Here is a 26,119-nt window from a genome sequence, read left to right on the forward strand (position 1 = left end):
GATCACCTCGCCGGCTCGAAGGTCAGGGCGCCGGCCGTGCGCATGGTCTGGGCCAGCGCCGCGGCCTCGGCGAGGACGTCGACCGCGACGCCGACGGCGCTGGTGTGCTCGACTTCGTCGACCAGCTGCTGCAGCGTGCGGTCGCCGTCGACCAGACGCAGGATGCGGCCGCCCATCGCGGACACGACCGTCTCCTCGCCGGCGTCACCGAACCTCACGGTGCAGTTGGCGCCGAGGTGCTCGGCCAGGGTCAGCTGGCGGCGAGCGACGGGGACGACCGGCAGCCCGTCCGAGATCGGGCACACCGCCACGATGCTGCTGTCGTGCAGCGCGCCGAGGAGGTCACGGTCGGTCTCGGTGAGATCTCGGTAGAGGGCCCGGATGTCGAGCGCAGTGAGGTACTCGTCGACGTCCGGGCTGATCGTGTACTCGTGCTTCGTCGCGCCGGGGCGATCGCCGATCGTGAGTCGGATCCCGGCAGCGGTGCGGGTGGTGTAGCCGAGCGGCACGACGCGCACCGGCTCCGTGAACGTGGTCATCAGAACAACGCTTCCGCCTCGACGCGCTCCTCCATCATCGGGCGCATGAGGCTCTGGAATCGGGCGTTGCGGATGCTGCCGGCGGCGCGCAGCTCCGCACGGATTGCGGTCATCACGAGATCGTCGGTCTCGTCGAGGATCGTGCGGGCGCGTTGCGCGGCGGACGTGATGAGCGCGGCGGCGTCGGCCGTGGCGGATCCGGCCGCGGCACGGCGGATGACGATCTCCTCGGCCGTGCGCGAGATCTCCTCGAACCAGGCACGGCGCTGCTCGTAGCCCAGCCAGTCCTGGCTGGCGAGCGAAGGGTTGGCGAGCTGCACGGTGAGGCGGTCGAAGGCCTGATCGGCTGCGGAGGGACCGCCGGCGAGCGTCACGGTTTGGGACCACTGCACGTCGCCGCCGTCGAGGATCCCGAGCTGCAGGTCGATGTCTTCGGCGCCGATCCGCTGCGCGACGACTGCCTGCGCGACCAGGTCGCGGGCGATCACGGCGCGCCCGCGCCGCTCGGTGGGGTCGGTGCGCACCACGCGCAGCAGGGTGCGGATCAGGCCGGCGATCGCTCCGACGATCGCGCCCAGCCAGAGGAAGCCGGACCACGCTCCCCAGACCGCGTCGAAGGTCGTGAACGGGATGGGGCCGGCGAGGTTCACGACCAGGATGATCAGCCCGGCGGCGACCGCGCCGAGGATCCCGAACCCGAACGTGAAGAACCCGATGTAGAGCAGCGCCCCGGCGGAGGCTACGGCGATGCGGCCGGTGAAGCGGGTGCGCGGGTGGGCGTCCAGCCAGGTCTGAATGCGGTCGGTCATGAGTTGCTCCTTGCTCGGTTGGTGGTGGAGAGGTCGTCGTAGATGCGCGCCCATTCGGCTTCGTGGTCGACCGGGTTGAGGTCTGCGGACTCGAGCGCGCTGAGCCGGTCGGCGTACTGCTCGAGGAGGTCCATGTCGCCGGAGAACTGGGGGCCGCGCTTGGTCCCCCGTGCTCGGACACGGATGCCGTGCGCGTCGGCGAGCGTCGGCCGGGCGAGCAGCCACGCCCCGGCGACGATCGCGGCGGTGACGAAGGCTCCGAACCCGAGCGACCACCAGATTCCGCCGGCGCGGATCGGCGCCGGCGTGAGGAGCACCGCGAGCACGGCGACGAAGGCCCACAGCTTGTTGACGACGAGCTGGCAGTAGACGCCGACCTTGATGCGCTCGGCCGCGGTCGTTCCCGGACGGAAGACGAGCAGCTGGATGGTGGCGCTGCCGAATGTCTGCGCACTGATGCGGTCGAAGTCGATCCGTCCGCTGCGGAACGATTCCTTCGGCCGTGCGGGGCGCGGGTCGCGGTTGTGGAAGGTGACCATCAGCGCGCCGCCCCTGCGAGAGCGAGCTGCGCCTCGTCCGACCGGCGAGCGGCTTTGCAGTCCTCGCAGGTGACGGTGGCCCAGCTGTGGTCGATGGCGGAGTCCCGTCGCCCGCACGCGGCGCGGCTGCCCTCCATGGGTCCGTGGATCTTGCTCTCGCTCATCAGTGCTCTCCTCGGTGAGTGGCGACCTGGTCGCCGGTCTGGGCGTCGTAGAAGGTGGCGGCGCCCGCGGCGGCCGCGGCGGCGCGGGCGGCGCCGGCGTCTGTGTAGCGGTCGGCGCCGGACTCGGTCAGGACGTAGAACCCGAGCGCCGGCGTCTCGGTGATCTCGGCAGGCGGCGCCGGGTGGCGGAGCCGACGCAGCGCCTTGTCGGCTTCGCGTGCCTCGTCGAGCCCGGATCCGCCGCGGGAGCGGGCGAGTGCTCGCTTCTGGTCGACGCGGGTGATCCGCCCGGTGACGAGCCGAGTGCGCAGCTCGTCGACGTCGACCGCGGAGGGGTCGGCGGCTGCAGCGATCGCGGCTCGCAGATCGGACTGGCCCCGAGGTGAGGAGTCGTAGGCGGCGAGCTTGCGAGCGACCTTCTCCTCCGCCAGCTGCAGTCGCTGCTGGGCGCCGACGTCGTCGGGTCGCTCGGTCGCCTCAAGCTGCGCCGTGGTGCGGCGCTGCTCAGCAGCCTGCAGCTCCTTGATCGTGTCGGCGCTGCAGCGGGCTCCGGGGCGCGGATCGCACATCGAATTACCGCCCTTCGCGGCGGCGGCGGGATCGGGCGATCGCGATCGACCCGGCCACGAACAGCACGAAGATGCCGGCGAGGATCAGGGTCCGCCAGATGTCGAGGCCGACACCGTCCATGAGCGGGATCAGCACGGCATCGCCGCGAACGAGGAGTCCCCACTGGACGGCGAGGTCGCGGGCCGGGGCGACGAAGGTGCCGAGGGAGAACAGGCCCATGCCGGACACTCCGGTGAGGAGCATCAGGAGGGCGATCCAGTCGTCTGTGGTGTCAGGCTGCTGCTGCGTGGTGGCCATGGTCCGGTCTTCCTCTTGGTGGTGAGGCCGCGGGTGCGACCTCACCACCCATAGGTGCGAGGATCGGCTCAGATCGGACAGCCGGTTTCGTCTTTTTCAGGAGAGGATCGCGGAGACGCTCTCGGCTTCGGGGACGGTCAGGGTCCGGCCGTCGCCGTCCTCGGTGATGTAGGAGATCGAGAGGCAGTCGGGTGCGTTGGTGTCGACGTCGATGCCGTCGATCGTGGCGCGGCACGAGATCCCGTCGACGTCGACGAGGATGTCCATTCCCACTTCGAGCTCTGCGACCGCGACGTCGAAGGTCTGGATGTCGGCGCCACCGCGGTTGGTGATCTCCTCGACCTCGGTCGGGACGAATCGCACGTTCTCGGACGGGCGGGGGCGGCGCCGCTTCGCCGGCGGCTCGACGGGCACCGGCGGCTGGACGGGCACCGGCGGCTGGACGGGCGCCGGCGGCTGGACGGGCGCCGGCGGCTCGGCGGCGGGCTGCGGTGCTTCGCCGCGCAGCTGGGCGAGAACGGTGGGGAGCTCGTCAGGTCCGACGAGGACCTCGCGCCCCTTCGACCCTCGAGCGCGGCCGAGGATCTTCTGCTCCTCGAGCAGCTCCGTGATCCGGGTGGCCTTGGCGAACCCGACGCGGAGCTTGCGCTGCAGCATGGCGGTGGATCCGAACTGCGACGTGATGATGAGCTCGGCCGCGGCGAGCAGCAGCTCGAGGTCTTCGCCGGTGGCGACCGGTTCGGCGCTCTCCTGGTCGTCGGCCTCCTGGTCGACGTCGTCGACCTGGTCGTCGGCCCCGTCGACGTCGTCGAGCTCATCGTCATCGTCGTCGAGCTCGTCGTCGACGACCACACGTGCGCGGGGATCCACGAACCCGGGATCGTCGGGGAGCAGGATGCCGAGACCGTGGAGGATCTCGCGGTCGGCGTCGTTGATGCCGGGTGCCAGCTTCGGCGTCCAGTAGATCTGCGCGTGCTCGGGCTGCATGCCCATGCCGACGCTGACCCACGCGCGGCCGGGCCGGTTCTCGAGACCGGAGACGGCGGCGAGGCTGCCGAAGGTCATCATCGACGTGGACTGCTCGAGGTTGCGCAGCGCGATGCGGACCGCGAACTGGGATCGGCTCGAGGTGCTCAGCCAGGACGAGGCGGCCTGCTGCGAAGCGAGGATGACGTGCACCCGGCCCTCTCGGCCGAGGCGGAGGATGGATCCGAACGCGGTCATCACCGGGTGGGTGCTGCCGGTGGGTGCCTTCTCGAGGCCGAACCGCATCATCCAGTCGAGCTTGCCGTCGCCGGATCGCCACCAGTCGTTGAGCATGTCGACCATCTCCTCGCCCTCGTCGACGACGAGGATGAGCGGGTTGAGCTCGGCGCGCAGGTGCGGCCCGTTCTTCTCGAGGTACTCGTACCGGTCGTCCATCTTCTGCTTGACGCCGAGGATGTAGTCGACGATCGCGGACTCTCGGGTGGCGGCACGCTTGGCGCCGGGGATCAGGTCCAGGTTGAACAGGCCGAGCCTCTTCGGGTCGATCGGCCAGACCTCGGCGGCGATCGCCTCCTCGTCGCGGACCCACTGACCGAAGGCGTCTCGGCGGAGCCCGTTCGGGAGGGCGGTGAGGATCGACAGCAGCAGGACGGTCTTTCCACCTCCGGTGCCGCCGACGATGAGCACGTGCGGGAGCGGGTCGTCGAGGTTCCAGATGCAGGGGGTGCCGTCACGGAACTGCCCGAACGCGACCTTCATCGGCTCGGCGTCATCGCGGGCCGGGTGCGGGATGACATCCGGGAACGGGACGAGCGGAGCGGACACGGCCCGCTCCTGGGTGAAGTCGAACTCGGTGTCGAAGGGCTCGCCGACGGCGATCTGGATCGCGTCGGTCAGCTTCTTCTGGATGAACCTCGTGCTGACGCGGGAGGTCTGCGACGAAGGCCAGCGCAGCTGGATCGCGGAGATCTCGTCGGTCTCGCTGCGCGTGATCTCCCGGACGGTCATGCCCGGCACGATCGACTGGACGATGCTCTCCATCTTCGCGTGGTCGCGGTCCGGGGCGGCGGCCTCCTCGGTGGTGTCGAGCTCGAGGGTGACGACGCACGTCTTCGAGTTGTTCTTCTTGATCCGGTACGGGATGCCCATCCGGTTCGTGACCTGGCCGACCAGCGACTCGAGGAACTTCGGGTCGGCGTCGACGACGTCGGCGGGGTAGGTCACTTTGATCCGGGTCGGGTATCCGATCCATCCGCCCTTCCATCGGGACGGGCGGACCAGGTCGCGGGTCGGGGCGGCCGCGCGGACGACGGCGTTGACGGCCTCGATCATCTTGTCGATGGAGCGGCCGCGCATCCAGCGGCGCACACCGAAGACGACCACCAGCGCGGCGACGATCACCGTGGCGGCGATGGTGATCGGGATCATCTTGTCGTTGCCGGTGACGCCGTAGATCCCGATCACGATGACCGCGGCGCCGAGGATCAGGGCGAGCCTCCCGGGCCAGATCCACGGGCGCCGCGGCAGCGCTCGGACGGCGATCTCCTCGACCACTTCGGGCCGGATCTCGGTGCGCAACATCGTCTCCTCGCATCCCGACGCCAACATGGCGCCTCATAGATGCATAGGTATCGCCAACCCCTCTAGATCGGACTGTCCGATGACAGTGATTCTGTCGTCCGTGCCACCGATCCTGTGATCGCCTTCCGCGTCTTCGCGCTGCTTGGCCGTTGGGGGCACCTCGACGGTGGCGGTATCAGCGCCAGCGGATGTGTAGTTCGTCGAAGCGGCATATGCATCTGAGTCACCTCGGCCGAACGGCCCGTGTTTGGATCGACGTGAGTATTGGGCGGATTCGCGCATGGGTTGTGTGAGGACGCACGCGGGGAAGCCACGTGGGCGACAAAGCTGTATGCGTGTCGAAACGCGCGGACCCCGACAGTCCTCACTTCCCCATGGCAGGCCAGTACTCATCCACGGAGGTTGTCGGCACGCAACGGTGGGGGCACATATCCCGGTCCACCGGCCGATATGGCAGCGTCACGACGCATCTGGTCGTATACCCGCCCGACTCGTTCGACCGGGAACGTCTCTGGGCCGACGCGTCTCGCACACTCACCCCCCTCGGCATAGGCGGCGCGGTTATCGCCGCGATCGTTCTGCTGGGAACCGGGGCGTCGCCCGAGCTGACGCTGCTGTCGATCGCAGGCCTCTTCGTGATCGGCCGGGTGGTTCTGTCTTCCCGGACGATCGGGGTCCGTCGCAAGTCCGCATCCATCTGGGTGTGCACGTCGGCGATCTCGCCCGACCACGATCGTTCCCGGGCGCAGACTCATCTCGAGGCTCTCGCGGAGACGATGACGGAAGCAGCGAGCGCCCGTCGCGCGGGAACGATCACGGCAGACCAGTACACGAGAGCCTGGCGTAACGTGTTCGGCGAGGTGACACTGCTCAGTCTGCAACGAAACGGCTAGCCATCGGCTGGCCGTCGGGCAGAGGACATCGCCCCCGCCTGGTTTCGATCGCGGTGTGGCCGCGATCAGGCGAAGATCTCCGCGGCCACGTCGTGGACGGATCGGTCACGGACGTCCGCCCAGTCCAGCGAGAGCGCGCCCCAGATATTGGGGGAAGGGTGCGTGCGGACGTACTGGAGAAGCCGAGCGTTCAGCCGCGCGTGGGACGCGCAGTCGGTCACGTCGATAAAGACGACATCGACGTCCCACCCCAGTTCTCTCTCGGCCCGCGCGTGAAAGTCTGTGGCCGCCGCGTAAGCGAACCGTTTGCAGGAGCGAGGGCGATGGCCGGGACCCCGCCGGTACAGCACGATCACATGATGCACGGTCGGCGAGCGACGCAGCACATCGCGAATGGGCCGCCAGGAACCGCGGAGGCGGTTGCGTACCTGTAGCCCCGCTGCGCTGTCCTCCAGCTGGATCCCCCACACGATGCCGCCCACGAACGAAGAGCTCGCACCTTTGTCCGTAGCCGGCTGCTCTGCGTCGGGTCCATGTAGAGATCCGCCGGTCAGCAAGCACATCCTGCCGGAGGTGGAGGTGCGGAAGGTCATTTCGCGCATCGCGTCCACGTCTCCATCGAGTTTCTTTCGTTTGGGGTCGTGGCGGGGTGGTGCCGTACGGTGGCCAGCGCGATCGTTCCCGCGCACGGGACGACCAGAAGATCCCCAGCCTGGATTTCCTGGGGCACCTCACCCGGCAGCGGTGCTGCTCCGATCGTTTCGATGCTGGCGGGCGCCCGACTGCCAGCGTCGGGGCGGCCGAGCACGGTCGACCCCGCCCAGTCCGGGGTGACTTCCGTCATGTCGCCGTCGACGCGGACGTGCAACGCGCCGCGCGTGTCCCCGGCGACAGCGAGGACACGCGTGATTACGAGGGTGACATAGGCGTCAGAACCTCCAGTCCGTTCGGGGTGTCCGGCGGGGTGGATGAGTACCGCGGGTGTGCCCCGCGTCGTGGCGAGTCCGAGCAGCGAGTGCCCACCGACCAGCACGTCCTCGCGAGTGTGAACGGTGTCCATGGGCCACCCGTGTGCCCGCGGCGTCGCTGCAGGGATCCGGTTCCGGAGGAGTCGGGCGCTGAGGATGGTGTGTAACAGAGTCACGTCAACTGTCTCCGTTTCAGAGCTGGGGGGTCAGGGCGGACAAGAGACCTGGGGCGATGTCGATGGCCGGGGACACCGCGATAGCCGGAGACAACGGTGCTGTGTCATGGCGCGGCAGTGGCACCGGACGCACGCGCCCCAGGGGCACTGTGCCTTCGCACGGCAGTGCCAGCAGGTCGCCTTCGGCGAGGTCGGCGGGAAGCCGCACCGGAGGAGACGGGTAGGCCGGGGCGGCTGCTTCCGCGGCCAGCAAGATGCCAGGAGCCGACGCGGCGGCGGAGATCCGGTCGATCAGGCGCGCCTCGGACCACACCGCAGGGACGTCGCTGAAGTTCGCGTCGATGAGGATGACGCGTTGGGAGTCGAGGTTGTTCACTGTCATCACGACACGGGTGATGACGACCGACACGTCCGAGCGGAGCACCTCGGCCTGGCGGGGGTTCGTGCGAATGATGCGGTCAGTGTTGTGGACGCAGGGGGTGCCGCACATCTCGGCCAGACGCCGCATCGACACTCCGGCGACGACCACGTCGGTCGTCGTCGGCGTCGTGTGATCCGGCCAAGCCCTCGCCCGAAGTGGAACGGGAAGGGTGCGTCGCAGCGTGGGGACGATATCGGTGAGAGTCACACCGTCTGTCCTAGCCCGCCCATCCGCACGATCGGTGGGGTCCGAACGGAATACATGCGCGGAACGGCCCGCTTCGCCCGGATTGCTCACGGTCTGCTGACATGACGAGCAGAAGCCGGGCGGGGTATGAGCACTCGGGGCGGAGGTGGTCGCCGGCATCGGGGAGGGCGCGGGACGTCGGGGATGTATGGACGGCCGTTAGCTTTCGACGGGTGGCCGTATGCGTTTCGTTAGGGCTGTGATTTCGCCGTGAGCGCAGGTGTTTGATCGGGAGTTGCGTCTGAACGACGCGCGGCCCTCGCCCGGGGGTTCGACAGCTTTCGAATGGAGTTCCTCGTGCTCGACATCGTGTACGTGCTGGGCGTTATCGTCCTGTTCGCGCTGGTCGGTCTGATCGGCAAGGCGGTGGAGAAGCTGTGATCGTCTTCGACCTGCTCGCCGCTGCCCTCGGCCTCGCGGCGCTGGTGTATCTGGTGACCGCTCTGGTGAAGCCGGAGAAGTTCTGATGGAGTGGCTGTTCCTTGCCGCCAGCCTGGCGACTCTGATCCTGTTCCTGGGCGTCGCGTACCGCCCCGTCGGCGACTACATGGCCTGGGTCTTCACCTCTCGGAAGGACTGGAAGGTCGAACGCGGGATCTACCGCGTCATCGGCGCTGACCCCAGGTCCGAGCAGACCTGGCAAGCGTATCTGCGCGGAGTCTTGCTGTTCTCCCTTGTCGGGGTCCTGCTGCTCTACCTGCTGCAGCGCACCCAGCAGTGGCTTCCCTACGCTCTGGGTCTCCCCGCTGTCCCGGAGGGGCTGTCGTTCAACACCGCGATCTCGTTCGTGACGAACACGAACTGGCAGGCATATTCCCCCGAGCTCACCCTCGGTTACACCGTGCAGTTCGCAGGACTCACGGTGCAGAACTTCGTCTCCGCCGCGACCGGCATCGCCGTCGCGATCGCCCTCGTGCGCGGGTTCGCCTATCGACGCACCGGAACGATCGGCAACTTCTGGGTCGACCTGGTGCGCGGCTCGTTCCGCATCCTCCTGCCGTTCTCCGTGATCGCGGCGATCGTCCTGCTCGCCGGAGGGGTCGTGCAGAACTTCGCCGGGTTCACTGACATCACCACCGTATCCGGCGGATCACAGGTCCTGCCCGGCGGTCCCGTCGCGTCGCAGGAGGCGATCAAGGAGCTCGGCACGAACGGCGGAGGGTTCTTCAACACCAACGCCTCCCACCCGTTCGAGAACCCCGCGGCGTGGACGAGCATCTTCGAGGTGTTCCTCCTGCTGCTCATCCCGTTCTCGCTCCCGCGCACGTTCGGGCGGATCGTGGGCGACAACCGCCAGGGCTACGCCATCCTCGCCGCGATGAGCACCCTGTTCGTCGTCTCGCTCGGCGCGCTGGCCGCGTTCGAGTTCGCCGGAAACGGCACCGCCCCGCAACTCGCGGGTGCCGCCATGGAAGGCAAGGAGGCCCGGTTCGGTCTGGTCCAATCCGTGTTGTATGCGAGCGGCACCACACTGACCTCCACCGGTTCGGTCAACTCGATGCACGACTCCTACACCGCGCTGGGGGGCATGATGCCGATGCTGAACATGATGCTCGGCGAGATCGCCCCTGGAGGTGTCGGGGCGGGTCTGTACGGGATGCTCATCATCGCAGTGATCGCCGTGTTCATCGCCGGGCTCCTCGTCGGACGCACCCCCGAGTACCTGGGTAAGAAGATCGGGCCTCGCGAGATCAAGCTGGCCAGCCTGTACATCCTCGTCATGCCGACCCTGCTCCTGGGAGGTGTCGCCCTCAGCTTCGCGATCCCCGGAGTCCGAGAGGACGTGGAAACGACCTCGATATGGAACCCCGGCGTCCATGGCCTGTCGGAGCTCGTGTACGCGTTCGCGTCCGCGTCCAACAACAATGGGTCCGCGTTCGCCGGCCTCACCGCGAACACGCCGTGGCTGAACGCCGCGCTGGGCGTGGCGATGCTGCTGGGCCGGTTCGTGCCCATCGTCCTCGTTCTCGCCCTGGCCGGTTCCCTGGCCGCACAGGACAAGGTACCGGCCACCGCCGGCACCCTCCCGACCCACCGACCGTTGTTCATCGGCCTCGTGGTCGGCACAGCGGTCCTGGTGACCGCGCTCGTCTTCTTCCCCGTTCTCACGCTGGGTCCCCTAGCGGAAGGGCTGCTGTAAACCATGACCACCATCACACCCACCCCCGAATCCCCTGCCCCTTCCCGGGGCGATGCCCCGCGGGCACCGCGGAAGGCCTTTACCTGGGCACAGGTGCGGGCTGCCCTCCCGGGCGCGTTCCGCAAGCTCGATCCGCGCGCCCAATGGCGTAACCCTGTCATGTTCCTCGTGTGGGTCGGTGCGGCATTGACCACCGTGCTCGCGATCGCGGAACCCTTCCTCGGCGGTCCAGCACCCTCCGGCGGCACCGAGGTGCCGTGGCCATTCACCGCGGTGATCGCGATCTGGCTGTGGCTGACCGTCCTGTTCGCGAACCTCGCCGAGTCCGTGGCGGAAGGACGCGGGAAGGCGCAGGCGGACACGCTCCGCAAGACACGCACCAGCACCACCGCCCACCGAATCGATGGGTACGACTCCGCCACGGATGCCGGCGCCGAACAGGCGACGACCACTGATGTGTCCTCCGCGGACCTGCGCCTCGGCGACATCGTGGTGATCTCCGCCGGTGAACTGATCCCCGGGGACGGGGACATCGTGTGGGGAATCGCAAGCGTGGACGAGTCCGCGATCACCGGCGAGTCCGCACCCGTGGTCCGCGAATCGGGCGGCGACCGTTCCGCCGTCACGGGCGGCACCCGGGTGCTCAGCGACCGGATCGTCGTGCGCATCACCTCCAAGCCCGGCGAAACCTTCGTCGATCGCATGATCGCCCTGGTCGAAGGCGCTGCTCGACAGAAAACGCCGAACGAGATCGCGCTGAACATCCTCCTGGCGAGCCTGTCGATCGTGTTCGTCGTCGTCGCGCTCACCCTCAACCCCATAGCGTCTTACGCCGCCAGCCCGGCCAGCATCACGGTGCTGATCGCGCTGCTGGTGTGCCTCATCCCAACGACGATCGGTGCACTGCTCTCTGCGATCGGCATAGCGGGCATGGACCGGCTCGTGCAGCGCAACGTGCTCGCCATGTCCGGACGCGCCGTCGAAGCCGCCGGCGACGTGACCACCCTGCTGCTGGACAAGACCGGCACCATCACCTACGGCAACCGGCGCGCCAGCGAGTTCGTCCGGATGGACGGGGTGCGTGAGCAAGAACTGGTCCACGCTGCCGCCGTCTCGTCCCTCGCGGACCCGACACCGGAAGGCACCTCGATCGTCGACCTTGCCCGCGCCCAGGGCGAGGACGTCGACACGAGCACCGCCGGCGAGATCGTCCCGTTCACCGCGCAGACCCGCATGTCCGGTCTCGACCTTCCCGACGGTGCTCAGATCCGCAAGGGCGCCGGGTCCGCCGTCACCGCATGGTTGGAATCGGAGGGGAGGAGGTTGCCGTCCAGCGAGCTGGCCGAGCTCGAGGACCACACCGAACGCATCGCACAGTCCGGCGGCACCCCGCTGGTCGTCGCCGTGAAGGACCCCTCCGGCGAGGGCCGGGTGCTAGGTGTGGTCCACCTCAAGGACATCGTGAAGGAGGGACTCACCGGGCGGTTCGCAGAACTGCGTGCGATGGGCATCCGCACCGTGATGGTCACCGGCGACAACCCGCTCACCGCGGCCGCGATCGCACGGGAGGCGGGCGTGGACGGCTTCCTCGCTGAGGCCACTCCGGAACAGAAGCTCGCCTACATCCGCAAGGAGCAGGAGGGCGGCAACCTCGTCGCGATGACCGGCGACGGCACGAACGACGCGCCCGCGCTCGCGCAGGCGGATGTCGGGGTGGCGATGAACACCGGCACGTCGGCCGCGAAGGAGGCCGGCAACATGGTCGACCTCGACTCCGACCCGACCAAGCTCATCGACATCGTGCGCATCGGCAAGCAACTGCTCATCACCCGCGGGGCGCTGACCACGTTCTCGATCGCCAATGACATCGCGAAGTACTTCGCGATCATCCCGGCGATCTTCATGGGTGTGTTCCCGGGCCTGGCGGCGCTGAACATCATGGGGCTGCACTCCCCCGCCTCTGCGGTGCTCTCGGCGATCATCTTCAACGCGATCGTGATCATCGTCCTGGTCCCCCTCGCGCTGCGCGGCGTGAAGTACCGCGCGGCGAACGCATCCAAGATCCTCGGCCGAAACCTGCTCGTCTACGGACTCGGCGGGATCATCACCCCCTTCATCGGCATCTGGCTCATCGACCTCGTCGTGCGCCTCATCCCCGGGTTCTGACCCGGGATCGTCAAGGAGACAACACGTTCATGAACACCGCTACCCGCAGCACCGGCCGCAGCCTCTGGGTCGCCACCCGTGCCCTCCTGCTGTTCACCGTGGTGCTCGGCATCGGCTACACCCTGCTGATCACCGCGGTCGGTCAACTCGCCTTCCCTGCACAAGCCAACGGAAGCCTCGTCCGGAACGCTGAAGGCGAGGTCGTCGGGTCGTCTTTGATCGGCCAGAACTTCACCGCCGCTGACGGTGAGCCGCTACCGGAGTACTTCCAGCCCCGGCCCTCCGCAGCCGGCGACGGCTACGACGGAGGCGCGTCCTCAGGTTCCAACTGGGGTCCCGAGAACGAGGACCTGATCGCGGCGATCGAGGAACGCAAGGCACAGATCGCCGAGTTCAACGGAGTCTCTCCCGATGAGATCCCCGCGGACGCGGTCACCGCATCCAGTTCCGGACTCGACCCGCACATCAGCCCCCAGTACGCACAGCTGCAGGTGCAGCGCGTCTCCGACGCGCGGGGCCTGACCGTAGACCAGGTGCAAGGCATCCTCGACGAGCACGCCCAAGGTCGAGACCTCGGATACTTGGGAGAACCGACAGTCAACGTCGTGGAACTTAACCTGGCGCTAGACCAGTTGGAGGACTGACAGATGAGCACACGGGGGCGGCTTCGCGTACTCCTCGGCGCCGCCCCCGGCGTCGGCAAGACCTACACCATGCTCGAGGAGGGCAGACGCCTTCTCAGCGAAGGCAAAGACGTGGTCGTCGCGGTCGTGGAAACCCACGGGCGCGCCGCCACGTCCGCGATGACCGAAGGCTTGGAGATCCTCCCCCGCCGCGTCGTCTCCCACCGTGGCGTCGAGCTCACCGAGATGGACATCGACGCCACCCTCGCACGCAACCCGGCTGTCGCTCTCGTTGATGAGCTCGCCCACACCAACGCTCCCGGATCCCGCAACGAAAAGCGGTGGCAAGACGTCCACGAACTGCTGGACGCAGGCATCGACGTCATCTCCACCGTCAACATCCAACACATCGAATCTCTCAACGACGTCGTCGAAAAGATCACCCGAGTACCCCAACGAGAGACCATCCCCGACCGCATCCTCCGCGAAGCCGACCAGGTCGAAGTCATCGACCTCGCCCCGCAGGCCCTGCGAGACCGCCTCGCAAGCGGCGTCGTCTACCCCGCCGAACGCATCGACGCCGCCCTGTCCAACTACTTCCGGCTCGGTAACCTGACCGCGCTGCGCGAACTCGCACTGCTGTGGCTCGCCGACGAGGTCGATCAGGCGCTGAAAAGCTACCGCAACGAGCACGGTATTGACAGCCAATGGGAGGCCCGGGAACGCGTGGTGGTCGCCCTGACCGGCGGACCCGAAGGTGAAACCCTTCTCCGCCGCGGCGCCCGTATCGCCGCCCGCTCCGCCGGCGGAGAGCTGATCGCGGTGCACGTGACCAGCCAGGACGGACTGCGCACCTCCAGCCCCACCGCGTTAGCGGCGCAACGCTCCCTCGTTGACAAGCTCGGCGGTACGTATCACCAGGTCATCGGGGACGACATCCCCCACTCGCTCGTCGAGTTCGCCCGGTCCCTCAACGCGACACAACTCGTGATCGGCGTCAGCCGCCGCAGCCGGCTCAGCGCGGCGCTCACCGGCCCCGGTATCGGTGCCACGGTCATCCGCGAGTCCGGCGACATCGACGTGCACATCGTCACCCACTCCGCCGCCGGCGGACGCCTCGCCCTGCCCCGCAGCGGCGGCGCGCTGACCATGAAACGCCGCATCGCCGGGATGATCCTCGCCCTGATCGGCGGCCCCGCTCTCACCTGGCTGCTCGCGACCTTCCGCAGCCCCGAGTCCATCACCAGCGATGTGCTCAGCTACCAGCTGCTCGTCGTCATCGTCGCTCTCGTCGGAGGGATCTGGCCCGCCCTGTTCGCTGCCGTGCTGTCCGGGCTCACCCTGGACTTCTTCTTCATCGAACCGTTCTACACCGTCACCATCGACGATCCCCTCCATCTTCTTGCACTCACCCTGTACGTCACCATCGCAGTGCTGGTCAGCTTCATCGTCGACCGCGCAGCTCGACAGACACGCGTCGCACGTCGCGCTGCCGCCGAATCCGAACTCATCCAAACCATCGCCGGAAGTGTCCTGCGAGGACAGAACGCCATCGAGGCGCTCGTGGAGCGCACCCGCGAAGCGTTCGCCTTGGCTGGCGTGCGACTGCGCGAAGGGGACACGGTGCTGGTAACATCCGGCGAACCCCTCGCCGACGGCCGATACTCGACCGTCCCAGTAAGCAAACGCACCGTGCTCGAACTGCACGGCCCTGACCTCCCAGCCCGCGAACAACGCCTCCTGACCGTCGTCGCCGCGCAAATCGCCGTCGCGCTCGAACACCGTGAGCTCACCGAGACTGCCAGCGGCATCGCCCCACTCGCCGCCTCCGACAAGATTCGCACTGCCCTACTGTCCGCACTCAGCCACGACCTCCGCCGGCCACTAGCCGCCGCGACCGCCGCCGTCAGCGGCCTCCAAGCCGCCGGAGACTCCCTCACCCCTGCCGATATGGCTGAGTTGGTCACCACCGCCGGCGAAAGCCTCACCACCCTCTCCGTCCTCGTCACCGACCTTCTCGACGTCAGCCGTCTTCAAGCCGGGGTCCTCGCCATCCTCCCCACCCACGTCGACGCCGCCGACGTCATCGTCCCCGCGCTCGATGAGCTCGGCCTCGGACCCGACGAGCTCGAGCTGGACCTCAACCCCGAGATCCCCCTAGTCTCCGCCGACCCAGGCCTGCTGCAACGCGTCGTCGTCAACCTCCTCGCCAACGCCACGCGCCACTCCCCAGACGACTCCAAGGTCCGGATCACCACCAGCTCCTTAGACGACATCGTCGAGATCCGCGTCATCGACCACGGCCCTGGAATCCCACCCGACCGCATCGACGACGTCTTCGTTCCCTTCCAACGCCTCGGCGACACCGACAACACCAGCGGCCTCGGCCTCGGCCTCGCGCTCTCCAAAGGGTTCGTCGAGGGCATGGGCGGCACCCTCACCCCCGAAGACACGCCCGGCGGCGGACTCACCATGGTCGTCGCTCTCCCCACCCACAACAGCACCACAGCCCAGCCAGAGGACACCCCGTCATGAAGATCCTGATCGCCGACGACGACCCTCAGATCCTCCGAGCCCTTCGCATCACCCTGACCGCCAAAGGGTACGAAATCATCACCGCGACCAACGGCGCCGAAGCCATCAGCGCCGCTATCGACCACAAGCCCGACATCTACCTCCTCGACCTCGGCATGCCCGAACTCGACGGCATCGACGTCATCCACGGCATCCGCGGCTGGTCAGAATCCCCCATCCTCGTCGTCTCCGGCCGCACCGGCGCCGCCGACAAAGTGGACGCCCTCGACGCGGGCGCCGACGACTACGTCACTAAACCCTTCTCCGTCGAAGAACTCCTCGCCCGCATCCGAGCCCTCACCCGCCGCCTCTCCCCACACGACAGCAACCCCGCTGTCCACCTCGGCGACATCGTCATCGACCTCGCCGCCCGAAGCGCCACACGGACCCGTGACGGACACGACGCGCCGATCCGCCTGACCCCGACCGAATGGCAGGTCATCGAGATCCTCATCCGCAACACCGGCAACCTCGTCACCAGGCAAACCCTGCTCACCAGCATCTGGGGCACCGAGCACGCCACCGACACCGGCTACCTCCGCCTCTACGTGTCTCAACTGCGCAAGAAGCTCGAGCCCGAACCCTCCCACCCGCGCTACCTCATCACCGAAGCAGGCATGGGCTACCGCCTCCACATCGACAGACCCAACACCGCGGCCGCGATAACGGCCGAAGACACCACGCCGCCGCTCAACCCCTGATCGGAATACCCGACACGTCGCCCCCGGACATCCGCTAGGAGACCAGGTCAGGAGGACGACACCGTGCTCACAGTCCGCGCCACCGCACCCCACACGGGTGATGGGGCGTATACGCGCGACCCTCGCCGATGACCCCGGGGAGCTTCTCAAGTCGCTCGGCGCACTCGAGTTACGGCCGATCGTAGACGTCAGGGATGCCGTCGTTGTCGGTGTCTTCCGCGTCGTTCTGGGCGATCTTGCGGTAGCGGCGGTTCCGGCTGGCGAGCAGGGCCGAGGCGATCACGGCCGCGACGACGGAGGCGAGCAGGATCGCGACCTTGGCGTGGTCGTGGTGCGGGTCGGTCGCGGTGAAGCTGAGTTCGGTGACCAGGAGCGACACCGTGAACCCGATCCCGGCGAGCAGGCCGACGCCGGTGATGTCGACCCACCTCAGCGAGGGGTCAAGTCGGATGCCGCGGACTCGGGTGGTCAGCCAGGTCGCCAGGACGATGCCGACCGGCTTCCCGACGACCAGTGCGGCGATGATCCCGATGGTCACCGGGTCGGTGAGCGCGGAGAGGAAGCCCTCCGCCCCGCCGATGGCGACCCCTGCGGAGAAGAATGCGAACACCGGTACGGCGAACCCGGCGGAGAGCGGGCGGAAACGGTGCTCGAACTCCTCCGCGAGACCTGGTTCGGTGTCGGGCACCTGGTCGCGGCGGCGGTGAATGACGGGGATGGTGAAGCCGAGCAGCACGCCGGCGATGGTGGCGTGGATGCCGGAGGCGTGGACGAATGCCCACGCGACCACGCCGATGGGCAGCAGGATCAGCCATGCGGCGGCGGGCTTGAGGTGGAAGAACTGCCGGTACCGCTGCGCGAGTACGGCGTACACGGCGATCGTGAGCAGGCCCATCAGCAGCGGCACGATGGCGATCGTCTCGGTGTAGAAGATCGCGATGATGCTGATCGCGATGAGATCGTCGACGACGGCGAGGGTGAGCAGGAAGATCCGCAGCGGGCCCGGCAAGTGAGAGCCGATGAGCGCGAGAACGGCGACCGCGAACGCGATGTCGGTCGCGGTCGGTATCGCCCATCCGCGCAGGAGACCGGGAGTCTGGGCGACGATGGCCACGTAGACCAGGGCGGGGATGATCACGCCGCCGGCCGCGGCGACGACCGGGACGATCGCGGTGCTGAAGCGGCGCAGGTCGCCGGCGACGAACTCGCGTTTGAGCTCGAGGCCGATGAGGAAGAAGAAGATCGCCAGCAGCCCGTCGGCGGCCCACGCGCCCAGACTGAGCTGCAGATGCCACGGCTCGTAGCCGACCTCGAGGTCGCGGAGGGTGAAGTAGGCCTCTGCCCAGGGCGAGTTGGCCCACAGGATGCCGATCGCGGCCATGAGCACGAGAAGCCCGCCGCCGACGGTCTCCTTGCGTAGCAGTGTGCCGATGCGCAGCGCTTCGGCGTAGCTGCCGCGGAGAGGGAACTGCGCACTCGCGGGAGTGTTCCGGGCAGGGTCGGGAGAGGTCATAGGCGGTTCCGATCGGGTCGACGAAGGACGGTGTCGACCAGGCTTCCCGACGCGCCTCCCCCAGCCTACAAGAGGCCGCATGGAGGTGCCCTGGCAGGTCTTCAGAACATCCTCGGCGGTCCAAAACCCCGCGGCATGGAGGGGGTTCGGATCAGCCGAACTATGCTTGTCGCCGGAGTGCCGGGAAGCCTGGTCGGCGGCGACCCTCGGGTCGTCTGATCTGATGAGGAGACCCCGGTGGCGCGAGACCGCGGTATGCGATGGTTGCCCGAGACGGTGCTGCGGCCGGGTCGCTATCTCCGCGACCTGGCGAAGCGGTCGCCGTCGCGGATGGCGGTGCTGATCTTTTTTCTCGCCGCCGTGCTGTTCTCCGGCCTGCTCACGCTGCCGGTCTCCTCTGCAGATGGGCGCGCCGCGCCGCTGCAGGATGCCGTGTTCACCGCCACCTCCGCCGTCACCGTCACCGGGCTGACCAGTGTCGATACCGCCACACAGTGGTCCTTCTTCGGGCAGGTCGTGATCCTGCTCGCGATCCAGGCCGGCGGGCTGGGGATCGTGACGATCGCGCTGCTGCTGATGAGGGCCGTCACCCGCCACCTCGGGGTGCGAGGGAAGCTGTTCGCGCAGCAGAGCATCGGCGGCGCCTCCAAGCTCGGCGAGGTCGGGCAACTGCTGCGCATCGTCGTGGTCACGACCCTGACCATCGAAGCGATCCTGGTCCTCGCGCTAGTCCCCCGGTTCGTGATGATCGAGGAACACTGGTGGGAGGGGCTGTGGAATGCCCTGTTCTATGGCATCTCGGCGTTCAACAACGCCGGGTTCTCCATCCACGAAGGCGGGCTCGCCCCGTTCGACGGCGACCTGTGGATCCTGGTCCCGATCATGATCGGAGTGTTCGTCGGCAGCTTCGGATTTCCAGTGTTCCTCACTCTCATCATCCACAAGTGGCACCGGCGCAAGTGGAGCCTGCACACCAAACTCACCCTCACCACGACCACCATCCTGCTCGCGGTCGGCGCGCTCGCGTGGGGTCTGCTCGAGTGGGGTAACGACCGCACCATCGGCCACCTGAACCCCGCCGAGAAAGCGTTCCACGCGCTGTTCGCCTCGGTCATGATGCGCTCTGGCGGGTTCGCGCTCACCGACACGAACGAGTCCACCCCGATCACCTTGCTCGTCTCCGACGCGCTGATGTTCGTCGGCGGCGGCTCGGCGTCCACCGCCGGCGGCATCAAGGTCGCCACCCTCGCGGTGCTGTTCCTCGGCATCATCGCCGAAGCACGCGGCGACCGGCACGTCATCGCGGCAGGACGCCACATCCCCGACGGCTCGCTCCGCCTCGCGATCAGCGTCACCTTCCTCGGCGCCACCCTGGTGCTCGTCGCCACCGGGCTGGTGATGACCGTCAGCACCGCGCCGCTGGACCGGATCCTGTTCGAGGTGATCTCCGCGTTCGCGACCTGCGGACTCTCGGTCGGCCTGTCCGCCGAGCTCGAGCCGTTCGGGAAGTACGTGCTCAGCCTGCTCATGCTCGCCGGCCGCATCGGCCCCATCGGCTTGGCCGCCGCCCTGGCGCTACGGCAACGGAACCTGCTCTACACCCTCCCCGAGGAACGCCCCATCATCGGCTGAACCCCGGAGGCCTTGTCGCGGGTGAGAGGCTGGTCAGTAGTAGTCGGCCATTGTGGCACGCGCGATCGAAGTGCCGCGGATATCCGCCCACGTCAGCGCCGCCGCCGAGTAAGCACCGGCCCGGCCACTGATCCGCTCCATGATCCGATCCGCCAGAACCGTCGTGTCGTCGCACTCGGTCACATCGAGCAGGGTCACATCGACGTAGCGGGCGGCGCTGCGCTCCAGCATCGCGTGCGCCCGCAGGGCGGCACCGTCGGCGGCTCCCTGAACGCGGCTCGGGTCCAGGCCCCGAGGGATCTGGTAGGCGATCAGCAGGTGGATCGCTCCGGGATACCGGCGCGCCGCTTCGGCCCACCGGGTCACCTGTCGCTTCAGTTCCGCCCGCACCTCTCGTGCAGACCGGGCGCCCGTCAGGTCCACCCCGACGACCAGCCCACGCACGCCGCCGCGTGGCTCCAGGTCCTCGTCGGAGTCGATCACGCCGCGGTGCGGGGTCAGCTGGCGTAGGGAATCGAGATGGTCGCCCAGGGCGACGACGGTGTGTGTCACCGCTTCTCCGTCTGTTCGGTGTGCCGGAGCGGTCGCGCGACCGCTGCCGACCAGACTTCCCGGCTCACCGTGACCCCGGAGGGGGATCCACGACACCCTACCCGCAGCGGGCGCGAGAAACACCGCGCCACGGCTGTGCTGTGAGAAGAAGCCTGCGTTGTGCGACCCGGCCCGCCAAGGCCGGGTGCGGCGTTCCGCAACGAAACCCCGCAGCTGGACGACATCACTGGACAGATTGGTGAACGCATGATTAGTATGCTGAACGTGAGTTCAGTCCGGGATGCTGGCGACCTGACGATGCGTGCGCGCATCCGGGATGCCGCCATCGAGGTCTTCGCCGAGGCGGGCTTCGATCGGGCCACGGTGCGGCAGATCGCGGCGCACGCGGGCGCGAGCCCCGCCCTGGTGCTGCACCACTACGGCTCCAAGGCCGGTTTGCGTGAAGAGTGCGATGAGCACGTGGTCTCGACACTGCTCGCGGACCGCACCATCGCGATCGACGACCCCACCGCGCAAGGGATCGACGCGGTGCTGGCGGGCGTCGGCGTCCACGCGGGCAGGTTGGGCTATTTGGTTCGGCTGCTCGCCGATCCCGGCGACGCCGGTCGGCGGGTGTTCGACGCGTTCCTGGAGCACACCCGCAAGATGCTCCGTGATGTGGGAGACAAGTGGCAGACGCAGACGATGTCCGACCCCGAGGCCACCGCGCTGCTGCTGACCGCCTACGGGCTGGCGCCGCTGCTGCTGCAGGGTCAAATCGCTCGGGTGCTGGGCGTCGACCCACTAGGCCCGGAAGGGGCGCGGCGGCTGGCGCTTCCCGGCCTCGAGCTGTTCACCCACGGGCTGTTCCAGGACGACAGCCTGCTGACGGCGGCGAAGGAAGCACTCGCCCGGCCCGCCGGGCCCCGCAGCGACAAGGGCGACGGCGACCCGAATCAGGATCCGGATCCCCCGGCGGCGCGGTAGCGTCCTCGATCCTCATCCCTGATTCGAAAGGAACCACCGCCATGACCGTGGCGATCCACACCCGTGCGCTGCACAAGCGCTACGGCTCGCACACCGCGCTGCACGGACTCGACCTGACCGTCCAGTCCGGCTCGGTGTTCGGGCTGATCGGCCCGAACGGGGCCGGCAAGACCACCACCCTGCGGACGCTGCTCGACATCATCCGCCCCACCTCAGGCGACATCACGGTGCTGGGCGCATCACCCCGAGCCGGCGGCGCCGCCCTTCGCCGCCGCATCGGGTACGTCCCCGGCGAGCTGCGCCTGGAAGGACGCGTCAAAGGACGCGCCCTGCTGCGCCACCTCGCCGAGATCAGCGGCCCCGTTGCACCCGGCACCATCGAGCAGCTCGCCGAGCGGCTCGGACTCGACCTGGCCCGGCCCGTGCGGACGCTGTCGAAGGGCAACAAGCAGAAGCTCGGACTCGTCCAGGCGTTCATGCACCGGCCCGATCTGTTGGTGCTCGACGAGCCGACCAGCGGCCTCGATCCGCTCGTGCAGCGGGAGTTCCTCGCGATGGTGCGCGAGGCCCGCGACGCGGGGCAGACCGTGCTGCTGAGCTCCCATGTGCTCAGCGAGATCCAGCAGGCAGCCGACGACGTCGCGGTGCTCGCGCAGGGACGCATCGTCGCGGAGGGCCCGGTCTCATCGCTGCGGATCGCGAGCGTGCGCCGCGTCCGCGCGACCGTCACCGGTGTCGCGGCCGAGACCGTCGCCGACGCTCTGGCCGCGGCATCCGGTATCGAGGACGTGGACGTCGCCGCGGCAGGCGACCTGGTCCGTGTCTCCGCGACCGCACGCGGCGACATCGACCCCGTGATCCGGGCCATCGCCGCCGGAACGATCCGCGACCTCACCGTGGAAGAACCCGACCTCGAAGAGTCCGTGCTGGATCTGTACGCCCGAAACGGAGCAGCATCATGACCGCCATCGCACAGCGCACCGCATCCGTTCACCCCACCCCACTCCCGGTGTTCCGCCGCTGGCTCAGCGAAGGGTGGCGAGGACTCATCGGCTGGTCGGCCGGCCTGGCCGCCGTCGTATTCCTCTATCTACCGCTGTACCCGGCCATGAAGTCGCCCGAGCTCATCGGACTGATGGACTCGCTGCCTCCCGAACTCGTTCGCACGATCGGATACGAGAACATCACCACCGGCGCCGGCTACGCGCAGGCGACGTTCTTCGGCCTCACCGGCTTCTTCCTCATCACCATCGCCTCGATCACCTGGGGCGGCGCGTTCACCGGCGGCGCCGAGGAATCCGGCCGCCTCGAGCTCACCCTCGCCCACGGCGTCGGGCGCGTGCAATACGCTCTCGAAAGCGCCCTCGCCCTGCTGGCGAAGATGCTCGTACTGGGCGTCGTGGCATGGCTGCTCATCTGGGCGATGAACGGCCCGGGCGAACTGGAACTCGACGCCGGCAACCTCGTCGCCGTCACCACGGCATGGATAGGGCTCGGCCTCTTCTCGGGAACAGCCGGCTTCGCTGCCGGTGCGCTCACCGGCCGACGGTCGTGGGGCGTCGGAGTCGGCGCAGGCGTCGCCGTCGCCGGGTACGTCATGCAAGCTGTCGCGAACAACAGCGAAGACCTCGACTGGCTGCGCGTCCTCTCGCCCTTCCACTGGGCGTACGGCGAAGCGCCGCTGACCAACGGATTCGACTGGCCCGGCCTCGTCCTGCTGTGGGGCGGCTCCGCGCTGCTGGTCGCGATCGGAACCGCGGCACTGGCACGGCGCGACATCCTCGGCTAAGGAATGGGGTGAGTCGTCATGTGTGACGGCCCACCCCAGTTCCCACCTCTTCTCAGCTAGTCTCGCGTCGGTTCAACACGGCCTAGCGTGCGCCGTCGAGATGCGACACGATCGTCTGCGTGACCGCAGGCATATCGGGGTACGGGAACAGGTGCCCCACCCCTTTGAGCCAGAGGGACCGGGCGCCGGGGATCAGCTCGACGAGCTTTCGTGCATGCTCGATCGGGAGGAAGTCGTCAGCGGTGCCGTGGATGACCAGGGTGGGAACCCGGAGACCACCAAGCAGTTCGTATCGGGAGCGGGTGGCGGCCACCGCGGCCTGGTGCTGGCCGATGGCCCGGAAGTTGATGCCGCGCCGGTAGCGGAGGTCGTAGAGCACGAGTTCGGCGGTCTCCTCGATGTCGAGGTTCTCGTAGCCGATCCCGATGATGGTCTTCGCCACGACCTCTTTGACGAGGTTCCTCTCGCCACCGAGCAGGCGGTATCGCAGCAGCGGGATGCCAGCGAGCCCGGCGCGCAGCATGCGGCCGAACCGCGGCCCGGGGAGGCTCGTGTCGGTGGGGTCGGCGGCCGTCGACATCAGGGTGAGGGACGCCACGCGGCCGGGATGGCCGATCGCGATCTCCTGGGCGACGAATCCGCCGAGGGAGAGCCCGATGACGTGCGCCCGCTCGACACGCAGCGCGTCGAGCGCCGCGGTCGCATCGGCGGCCATGTCGACCAGCGCGTACGGGTGCGCACGGCGCCACGCGGGCATCCAGTCCGAGGCGCCGGTGCCGCGCTGGTCGTAGCGGATCACCCGATACCCCGCCTGCCGGAGGCTTCGGATGAAGCCGGGCGGCCGAACAGGGAGTTCCCGGCCATCGAGATGTTGAGCAGCACCACGCCCTTCTCGGGCGCCTCGGCAGGGATGCTCTCGTACCAGATGCGCACGCCGCTCGAGTCGGCATACCCTGCCTCGCCGGCGACGACATGCGACAGGTCGCTCGCCGACACCCGCTCGATGATCGCGTCCGTCTCGGGCGGGAGCCTCGGCCCACCGCGCAGGAACCAGAGCGCCAGGCCGGCAAGACCGGCCAGGGCCACGACTGCTGCCCCGATTGCCGCCGCGCGGATCTTCACAGCCCGATCATCTCAAGAGAGGGAGTTGTCAGCGCAGTTGGCTGAACGCCTCAGCGGTGCGGGTTCGTCCCGAGACCAGGATGACGTCTTCGGGCCGGAGCACCGTCTCCGCTGTCGCGTGGGTCCAGGGTTTGCCGAGGGGTTTGACCGCGACGATGGTGACGCCGTGCTTGGCGCGCAGGTCGGTCTGGCCGAGCGGGATGCCGGTGATCGCGCGGTGCGGGGTGGTGCGCACGAGGGCGAAGTCGTTGTCGACTTCGATGTAGTCCTGCATGCTGCCGCGCACCAGGTGTGCGACCCGGCGCCCCATGTCCTGCTCCGGGTAGATCACATGCGGCACACCGAGCTGCTCGAGGATCGCGCCGTGCGCGCCGCTGACCGCCTTGGCCCAGACATCCCGGATCCCGAAGCGCAGCAGCAGCGACGTGGTGAGGATGCTCGCCTCCAGGTCGCTGCCGATCGCGACGACCACACGGTCGAACTCGGGTACGGCGAGTTGACGGAGCACATCCTCACTGGTGGTGTCGGCGGCGACCACATGCGTGAGACGGCCGTTGAGGGCCTGCACGACCTCCTCCCGGGTGTCGATGCCGAGCACTTCGGTGTCGTTGGCCATGAGCTCGAGTGCCAGGGAGCTGCCGAACCGGCCCAGCCCGAGCACGGCGACGGCGTTCGCGGACGCGACGCGGGACGGGTCGGTGCCGCCGAACAGGCGGATCTTCTTGTCAGCCAATGATCGGCCTTTCCTTGGGGAGCTCGTACAGCAACCGGCGCTCTCGTAGGGCGAGCGCTGAGGCGAAGGTGATCGGCCCGAGCCGGCCGATGAACATCAGCAGGATGAGCAGCACCTGCCCGATCGGGGGGATGTCGGCGGTGATCCCGGCTGAGAGTCCGACGGTGCCGAACGCGGAGGTGACTTCGAACAGCACCTTGTCCAGCGGGTGGTCGGTGACCAGCAGCATCAGGCCGGTGCTCCCGGCGACAAGGGCGACGGCGAGCAGTGCGACGGTGATCGCCTGTCGGTGCACGGCGCGGGAGAGCCGTTTGCCGAACACGTTCACCACCCCGTCGCCGCGCAGCTCGGCGATGATGATGAACAGCAGCACCCCGAACGTGGTGATCTTGATCCCGCCCGCGGTGCCGGCAGGGCCACCGCCGATGAACATCAGCGCGTCCATCCCGAACCAGGTCGCCTCGTGCAGCTGGGTGATGTCGACGCTGTTGAACCCCGCGGTGCGGGTCTGGACGGACTGGAAGAACCCGGCCAGCAGCTTGGCCGGCCACTCCAGCGGGCCCAGCGTTCGCGGGTTCGCCCACTCCAGTGCGGTGACGTAGACGGCGCCCAGGACGAGCAGCAGGATCGTCCCCCAGAGCACGAGGCGGGTGTGCATCGACCACAGCCGCGGCTCACGCAGGTGACGGCGCAGCTGCACCAGCACCGGGAACCCGAGGCCGCCGAGGATGATCGCCGCCGACATCGTCAGGCAGATCACCGGATCCGCGACGTAGCGCATCATGCTGTCGCTGTACAACGCGAACCCGGCGTTGTTGAACGACGACACCGAGTGGAACACCCCCAGCCAGACGGCCTCGCCGAACCCGTATCCGTAGGCGATCGCGAACTGCGCCGTGAGGATGATCGCCGCCGCGGCCTCGATCGTCAGTGAGATCAGCACGACGCCGCGAACGAGCGATCCGACACCTTCCAGGCCGAGACTCTTCACCTCCGCCGCCGCGACCAGGCGGGAGCGGAGCGAGAACCGGCGCAGCACGGCCAGGCCCACCACCGATGCAAAGGTCATCACCCCGAACCCGCCGACCTGGATCAGCGCCAGGATGACGGCCTGCCCGAATCCGGTCCAGTAGGTCGGCGTGTCGACCACGACCAAGCCCGTCACGCACAATGCGGAGGTGGCGGTGAACAGCGCCTCGAGGAAGCTCGCCCCGCCCGGTCCGGTCTTCGCGACAGGCAGCATCAGTAGTCCGGCGCCGACGATGCCGGCGCCGAAGAAGCCCAGGAAGATGACTTGCACCGGACGCAGCCGGCGGGTCGAAGTAGACCCGTCGCGCGTCGCACGAGCGAACAGCACCCGCCAATAGTAGTGATCGATGAAGCACCCGAGCCACGACACCGTGGGCGAGTCGCTCACC

27 protein-coding genes are annotated in these 26,119 nt (G+C 68.2%); 11 read left to right on the top strand and 16 right to left on the bottom strand.

Annotated elements, in window-relative coordinates; translation table 11 throughout:
* Positions 1-2: 2 nt before the first annotated feature.
* The 7 genes from CSIV_RS00180 to CSIV_RS00205 all read right to left on the bottom strand — a co-directional run bounded on the left by CSIV_RS00180 (position 3) and on the right by CSIV_RS00205 (position 5,486).
* Entirely contained in the window at positions 3-539 is a 537-nt protein-coding gene (locus CSIV_RS00180) for a hypothetical protein (RefSeq protein ID WP_077049424.1), read from the bottom strand.
* On the bottom strand, positions 539-1,348 hold the full coding sequence (locus tag CSIV_RS00185; RefSeq protein ID WP_077049425.1) for a hypothetical protein: 810 nt from the start codon (positions 1,346-1,348) through the stop codon (positions 539-541). The genes CSIV_RS00180 and CSIV_RS00185 overlap by 1 nt, the downstream gene beginning before the upstream one ends.
* Positions 1,345-1,887, bottom strand: a complete 543-nt coding sequence (locus tag CSIV_RS00190) for a DUF6611 family protein (RefSeq protein ID WP_077049426.1) — start codon at positions 1,885-1,887, stop codon at positions 1,345-1,347. The genes CSIV_RS00185 and CSIV_RS00190 overlap by 4 nt, the downstream gene beginning before the upstream one ends.
* Positions 1,887-2,051, bottom strand: a complete 165-nt coding sequence (locus CSIV_RS18190) for a hypothetical protein (RefSeq protein WP_175627526.1) — start codon at positions 2,049-2,051, stop codon at positions 1,887-1,889. Before CSIV_RS18190 ends, CSIV_RS00190 begins: the two co-directional genes overlap by 1 nt.
* On the bottom strand, positions 2,051-2,620 hold the full coding sequence (locus tag CSIV_RS00195) for a hypothetical protein (protein ID WP_077049427.1): 570 nt from the start codon (positions 2,618-2,620) through the stop codon (positions 2,051-2,053). Before CSIV_RS00195 ends, CSIV_RS18190 begins: the two co-directional genes overlap by 1 nt.
* A 4-nt stretch (positions 2,621-2,624) precedes the next feature.
* Positions 2,625-2,918, bottom strand: coding sequence for a hypothetical protein (locus CSIV_RS00200; protein WP_077049428.1), 294 nt, complete (start codon positions 2,916-2,918; stop codon positions 2,625-2,627).
* Positions 2,919-3,014: 96 nt separating this feature from the next.
* Positions 3,015-5,486 (bottom strand): DNA translocase FtsK, encoded by a 2,472-nt coding sequence (locus tag CSIV_RS00205; protein ID WP_077049429.1) that lies wholly within the window; start codon positions 5,484-5,486, stop codon positions 3,015-3,017.
* A gap of 374 nt (positions 5,487-5,860) precedes the next feature.
* Between CSIV_RS00205 and CSIV_RS00210 the strand changes: the two genes are divergently transcribed.
* Entirely contained in the window at positions 5,861-6,379 is a 519-nt protein-coding gene (locus CSIV_RS00210; RefSeq protein WP_077049430.1) for a DUF6611 family protein, read from the top strand.
* A gap of 65 nt (positions 6,380-6,444) precedes the next feature.
* Here the strand turns inward: CSIV_RS00210 and CSIV_RS00215 are convergent, their stop codons facing one another.
* The 3 genes from CSIV_RS00215 to CSIV_RS00225 all read right to left on the bottom strand — a co-directional run bounded on the left by CSIV_RS00215 (position 6,445) and on the right by CSIV_RS00225 (position 8,151).
* Positions 6,445-6,861, bottom strand: coding sequence for a hypothetical protein (locus CSIV_RS00215; protein ID WP_175627527.1), 417 nt, complete (start codon positions 6,859-6,861; stop codon positions 6,445-6,447).
* A gap of 107 nt (positions 6,862-6,968) precedes the next feature.
* Positions 6,969-7,439: a hypothetical protein gene (locus tag CSIV_RS00220; RefSeq protein WP_077049432.1), complete on the bottom strand. Its 471-nt coding sequence runs from the start codon at positions 7,437-7,439 to the stop codon at positions 6,969-6,971.
* 100 nt (positions 7,440-7,539) lie between these two features.
* Positions 7,540-8,151 (bottom strand): hypothetical protein, encoded by a 612-nt coding sequence (locus CSIV_RS00225; protein WP_139340550.1) that lies wholly within the window; start codon positions 8,149-8,151, stop codon positions 7,540-7,542.
* Between the two features lie 416 nt (positions 8,152-8,567).
* Here CSIV_RS00225 and CSIV_RS00230 point away from each other — a divergent pair, with 416 nt between their 5' ends.
* The 6 genes from CSIV_RS00230 to CSIV_RS00255 are packed head-to-tail and all read left to right on the top strand — an operon-like array spanning position 8,568 to position 16,394.
* The gene (locus CSIV_RS00230) at positions 8,568-8,657 is read left to right on the top strand and encodes a potassium-transporting ATPase subunit F (RefSeq protein WP_077049434.1); all 90 of its coding nucleotides are present in this window, start codon (positions 8,568-8,570) and stop codon (positions 8,655-8,657) included.
* Positions 8,657-10,330: a potassium-transporting ATPase subunit KdpA gene (gene kdpA / locus CSIV_RS00235; RefSeq protein ID WP_077049435.1), complete on the top strand. Its 1,674-nt coding sequence runs from the start codon at positions 8,657-8,659 to the stop codon at positions 10,328-10,330. Before CSIV_RS00230 ends, kdpA begins: the two co-directional genes overlap by 1 nt.
* 3 nt (positions 10,331-10,333) lie before the next feature.
* Positions 10,334-12,496, top strand: a complete 2,163-nt coding sequence (gene kdpB / locus CSIV_RS00240) for a potassium-transporting ATPase subunit KdpB (protein ID WP_077049436.1) — start codon at positions 10,334-10,336, stop codon at positions 12,494-12,496.
* A 29-nt stretch (positions 12,497-12,525) separates the two neighbouring features.
* On the top strand, positions 12,526-13,140 hold the full coding sequence (gene kdpC / locus CSIV_RS00245; protein ID WP_077049437.1) for a K(+)-transporting ATPase subunit C: 615 nt from the start codon (positions 12,526-12,528) through the stop codon (positions 13,138-13,140).
* A gap of 3 nt (positions 13,141-13,143) precedes the next feature.
* Positions 13,144-15,654, top strand: coding sequence for a sensor histidine kinase (locus CSIV_RS00250; protein ID WP_077049438.1), 2,511 nt, complete (start codon positions 13,144-13,146; stop codon positions 15,652-15,654).
* Positions 15,651-16,394 carry a response regulator transcription factor gene (locus CSIV_RS00255; RefSeq protein WP_077049439.1) on the top strand — a complete coding sequence of 248 codons (744 nt, stop codon included), beginning with the start codon at positions 15,651-15,653 and terminating at the stop codon, positions 16,392-16,394. The genes CSIV_RS00250 and CSIV_RS00255 overlap by 4 nt, the downstream gene beginning before the upstream one ends.
* A gap of 169 nt (positions 16,395-16,563) precedes the next feature.
* Here CSIV_RS00255 and nhaA read toward each other — a convergent pair whose 3' ends face one another.
* Entirely contained in the window at positions 16,564-17,907 is a 1,344-nt protein-coding gene (gene nhaA, locus CSIV_RS00260) for a Na+/H+ antiporter NhaA (RefSeq protein WP_077049440.1), read from the bottom strand.
* Positions 17,908-18,162: 255 nt separating this feature from the next.
* Here nhaA and CSIV_RS00265 point away from each other — a divergent pair, with 255 nt between their 5' ends.
* On the top strand, positions 18,163-19,539 hold the full coding sequence (locus CSIV_RS00265; RefSeq protein WP_083734896.1) for a TrkH family potassium uptake protein: 1,377 nt from the start codon (positions 18,163-18,165) through the stop codon (positions 19,537-19,539).
* A 33-nt stretch (positions 19,540-19,572) separates the two neighbouring features.
* On the opposite strand, the gene CSIV_RS00270 is transcribed toward CSIV_RS00265, so the two are convergent.
* On the bottom strand, positions 19,573-20,091 hold the full coding sequence (locus CSIV_RS00270) for a hypothetical protein (protein WP_077049442.1): 519 nt from the start codon (positions 20,089-20,091) through the stop codon (positions 19,573-19,575).
* Positions 20,092-20,337: 246 nt separating this feature from the next.
* Here CSIV_RS00270 and CSIV_RS00275 point away from each other — a divergent pair, with 246 nt between their 5' ends.
* The 3 genes from CSIV_RS00275 to CSIV_RS00285 are packed head-to-tail and all read left to right on the top strand — an operon-like array spanning position 20,338 to position 22,846.
* A complete protein-coding gene (locus CSIV_RS00275; protein ID WP_083734897.1) occupies positions 20,338-21,057 on the top strand; it encodes a TetR/AcrR family transcriptional regulator in 720 nt (239 codons plus the stop codon).
* A gap of 41 nt (positions 21,058-21,098) precedes the next feature.
* Complete coding sequence (locus tag CSIV_RS00280) at positions 21,099-22,019, top strand: ABC transporter ATP-binding protein (RefSeq protein WP_077049444.1); 921 nt, start codon at positions 21,099-21,101, stop codon at positions 22,017-22,019.
* Positions 22,016-22,846 (top strand): ABC transporter permease subunit, encoded by an 831-nt coding sequence (locus CSIV_RS00285; RefSeq protein WP_077049445.1) that lies wholly within the window; start codon positions 22,016-22,018, stop codon positions 22,844-22,846. Before CSIV_RS00280 ends, CSIV_RS00285 begins: the two co-directional genes overlap by 4 nt.
* Positions 22,847-22,928: 82 nt before the next feature.
* Here CSIV_RS00285 and CSIV_RS00290 read toward each other — a convergent pair whose 3' ends face one another.
* The 4 genes from CSIV_RS00290 to CSIV_RS00305 are packed head-to-tail and all read right to left on the bottom strand — an operon-like array spanning position 22,929 to position 26,055.
* Positions 22,929-23,645 (bottom strand): alpha/beta fold hydrolase, encoded by a 717-nt coding sequence (locus CSIV_RS00290; protein ID WP_077049446.1) that lies wholly within the window; start codon positions 23,643-23,645, stop codon positions 22,929-22,931.
* The gene (locus CSIV_RS18195) at positions 23,642-23,968 is read right to left on the bottom strand and encodes a hypothetical protein (protein ID WP_077049447.1); all 327 of its coding nucleotides are present in this window, start codon (positions 23,966-23,968) and stop codon (positions 23,642-23,644) included. Before CSIV_RS18195 ends, CSIV_RS00290 begins: the two co-directional genes overlap by 4 nt.
* 28 nt (positions 23,969-23,996) lie before the next feature.
* Positions 23,997-24,701, bottom strand: coding sequence for a potassium channel family protein (locus CSIV_RS00300; protein ID WP_202969661.1), 705 nt, complete (start codon positions 24,699-24,701; stop codon positions 23,997-23,999).
* Positions 24,694-26,055, bottom strand: a complete 1,362-nt coding sequence (locus CSIV_RS00305; protein ID WP_077049495.1) for a TrkH family potassium uptake protein — start codon at positions 26,053-26,055, stop codon at positions 24,694-24,696. Before CSIV_RS00305 ends, CSIV_RS00300 begins: the two co-directional genes overlap by 8 nt.
* Between the last annotated feature and the right edge of the window lie 64 nt (positions 26,056-26,119).

Source organism: Microbacterium sp. CSI-V, assembly GCF_001984105.1.
GTDB lineage: Bacteria > Actinomycetota > Actinomycetes > Actinomycetales > Microbacteriaceae > Microbacterium.

Excerpts from the sequence above, each read along its gene's own strand:
- kdpA (WP_077049435.1), top strand. The coding sequence starts at position 8,657 with ATGGAGTGGCTGTTCCTTGCCGCCAGCCTGGCGACTCTGATCCTGTTC.
- CSIV_RS00195 (WP_077049427.1), bottom strand. The coding sequence starts at position 2,620 with ATGTGCGATCCGCGCCCCGGAGCCCGCTGCAGCGCCGACACGATCAAG.
- CSIV_RS00275 (WP_083734897.1), top strand. The coding sequence starts at position 20,338 with ATGATTAGTATGCTGAACGTGAGTTCAGTCCGGGATGCTGGCGACCTG.
- CSIV_RS00190 (WP_077049426.1), bottom strand. The coding sequence starts at position 1,887 with ATGGTCACCTTCCACAACCGCGACCCGCGCCCCGCACGGCCGAAGGAA.
- CSIV_RS18190 (WP_175627526.1), bottom strand. The coding sequence starts at position 2,051 with ATGAGCGAGAGCAAGATCCACGGACCCATGGAGGGCAGCCGCGCCGCG.
- CSIV_RS00280 (WP_077049444.1), top strand. The coding sequence starts at position 21,099 with ATGACCGTGGCGATCCACACCCGTGCGCTGCACAAGCGCTACGGCTCG.
- CSIV_RS00200 (WP_077049428.1), bottom strand. The coding sequence starts at position 2,918 with ATGGCCACCACGCAGCAGCAGCCTGACACCACAGACGACTGGATCGCC.
- CSIV_RS00185 (WP_077049425.1), bottom strand. The coding sequence starts at position 1,348 with ATGACCGACCGCATTCAGACCTGGCTGGACGCCCACCCGCGCACCCGC.
- kdpB (WP_077049436.1), top strand. The coding sequence starts at position 10,334 with ATGACCACCATCACACCCACCCCCGAATCCCCTGCCCCTTCCCGGGGC.
- CSIV_RS00180 (WP_077049424.1), bottom strand. The coding sequence starts at position 539 with ATGACCACGTTCACGGAGCCGGTGCGCGTCGTGCCGCTCGGCTACACC.
- kdpC (WP_077049437.1), top strand. The coding sequence starts at position 12,526 with ATGAACACCGCTACCCGCAGCACCGGCCGCAGCCTCTGGGTCGCCACC.
- CSIV_RS00210 (WP_077049430.1), top strand. The coding sequence starts at position 5,861 with ATGGCAGGCCAGTACTCATCCACGGAGGTTGTCGGCACGCAACGGTGG.
- CSIV_RS00285 (WP_077049445.1), top strand. The coding sequence starts at position 22,016 with ATGACCGCCATCGCACAGCGCACCGCATCCGTTCACCCCACCCCACTC.
- CSIV_RS00220 (WP_077049432.1), bottom strand. The coding sequence starts at position 7,439 with ATGGACACCGTTCACACTCGCGAGGACGTGCTGGTCGGTGGGCACTCG.
- CSIV_RS00255 (WP_077049439.1), top strand. The coding sequence starts at position 15,651 with ATGAAGATCCTGATCGCCGACGACGACCCTCAGATCCTCCGAGCCCTT.
- CSIV_RS00205 (WP_077049429.1), bottom strand. The coding sequence starts at position 5,486 with ATGTTGCGCACCGAGATCCGGCCCGAAGTGGTCGAGGAGATCGCCGTC.
- nhaA (WP_077049440.1), bottom strand. The coding sequence starts at position 17,907 with ATGACCTCTCCCGACCCTGCCCGGAACACTCCCGCGAGTGCGCAGTTC.
- CSIV_RS00265 (WP_083734896.1), top strand. The coding sequence starts at position 18,163 with ATGCGATGGTTGCCCGAGACGGTGCTGCGGCCGGGTCGCTATCTCCGC.
- CSIV_RS00250 (WP_077049438.1), top strand. The coding sequence starts at position 13,144 with ATGAGCACACGGGGGCGGCTTCGCGTACTCCTCGGCGCCGCCCCCGGC.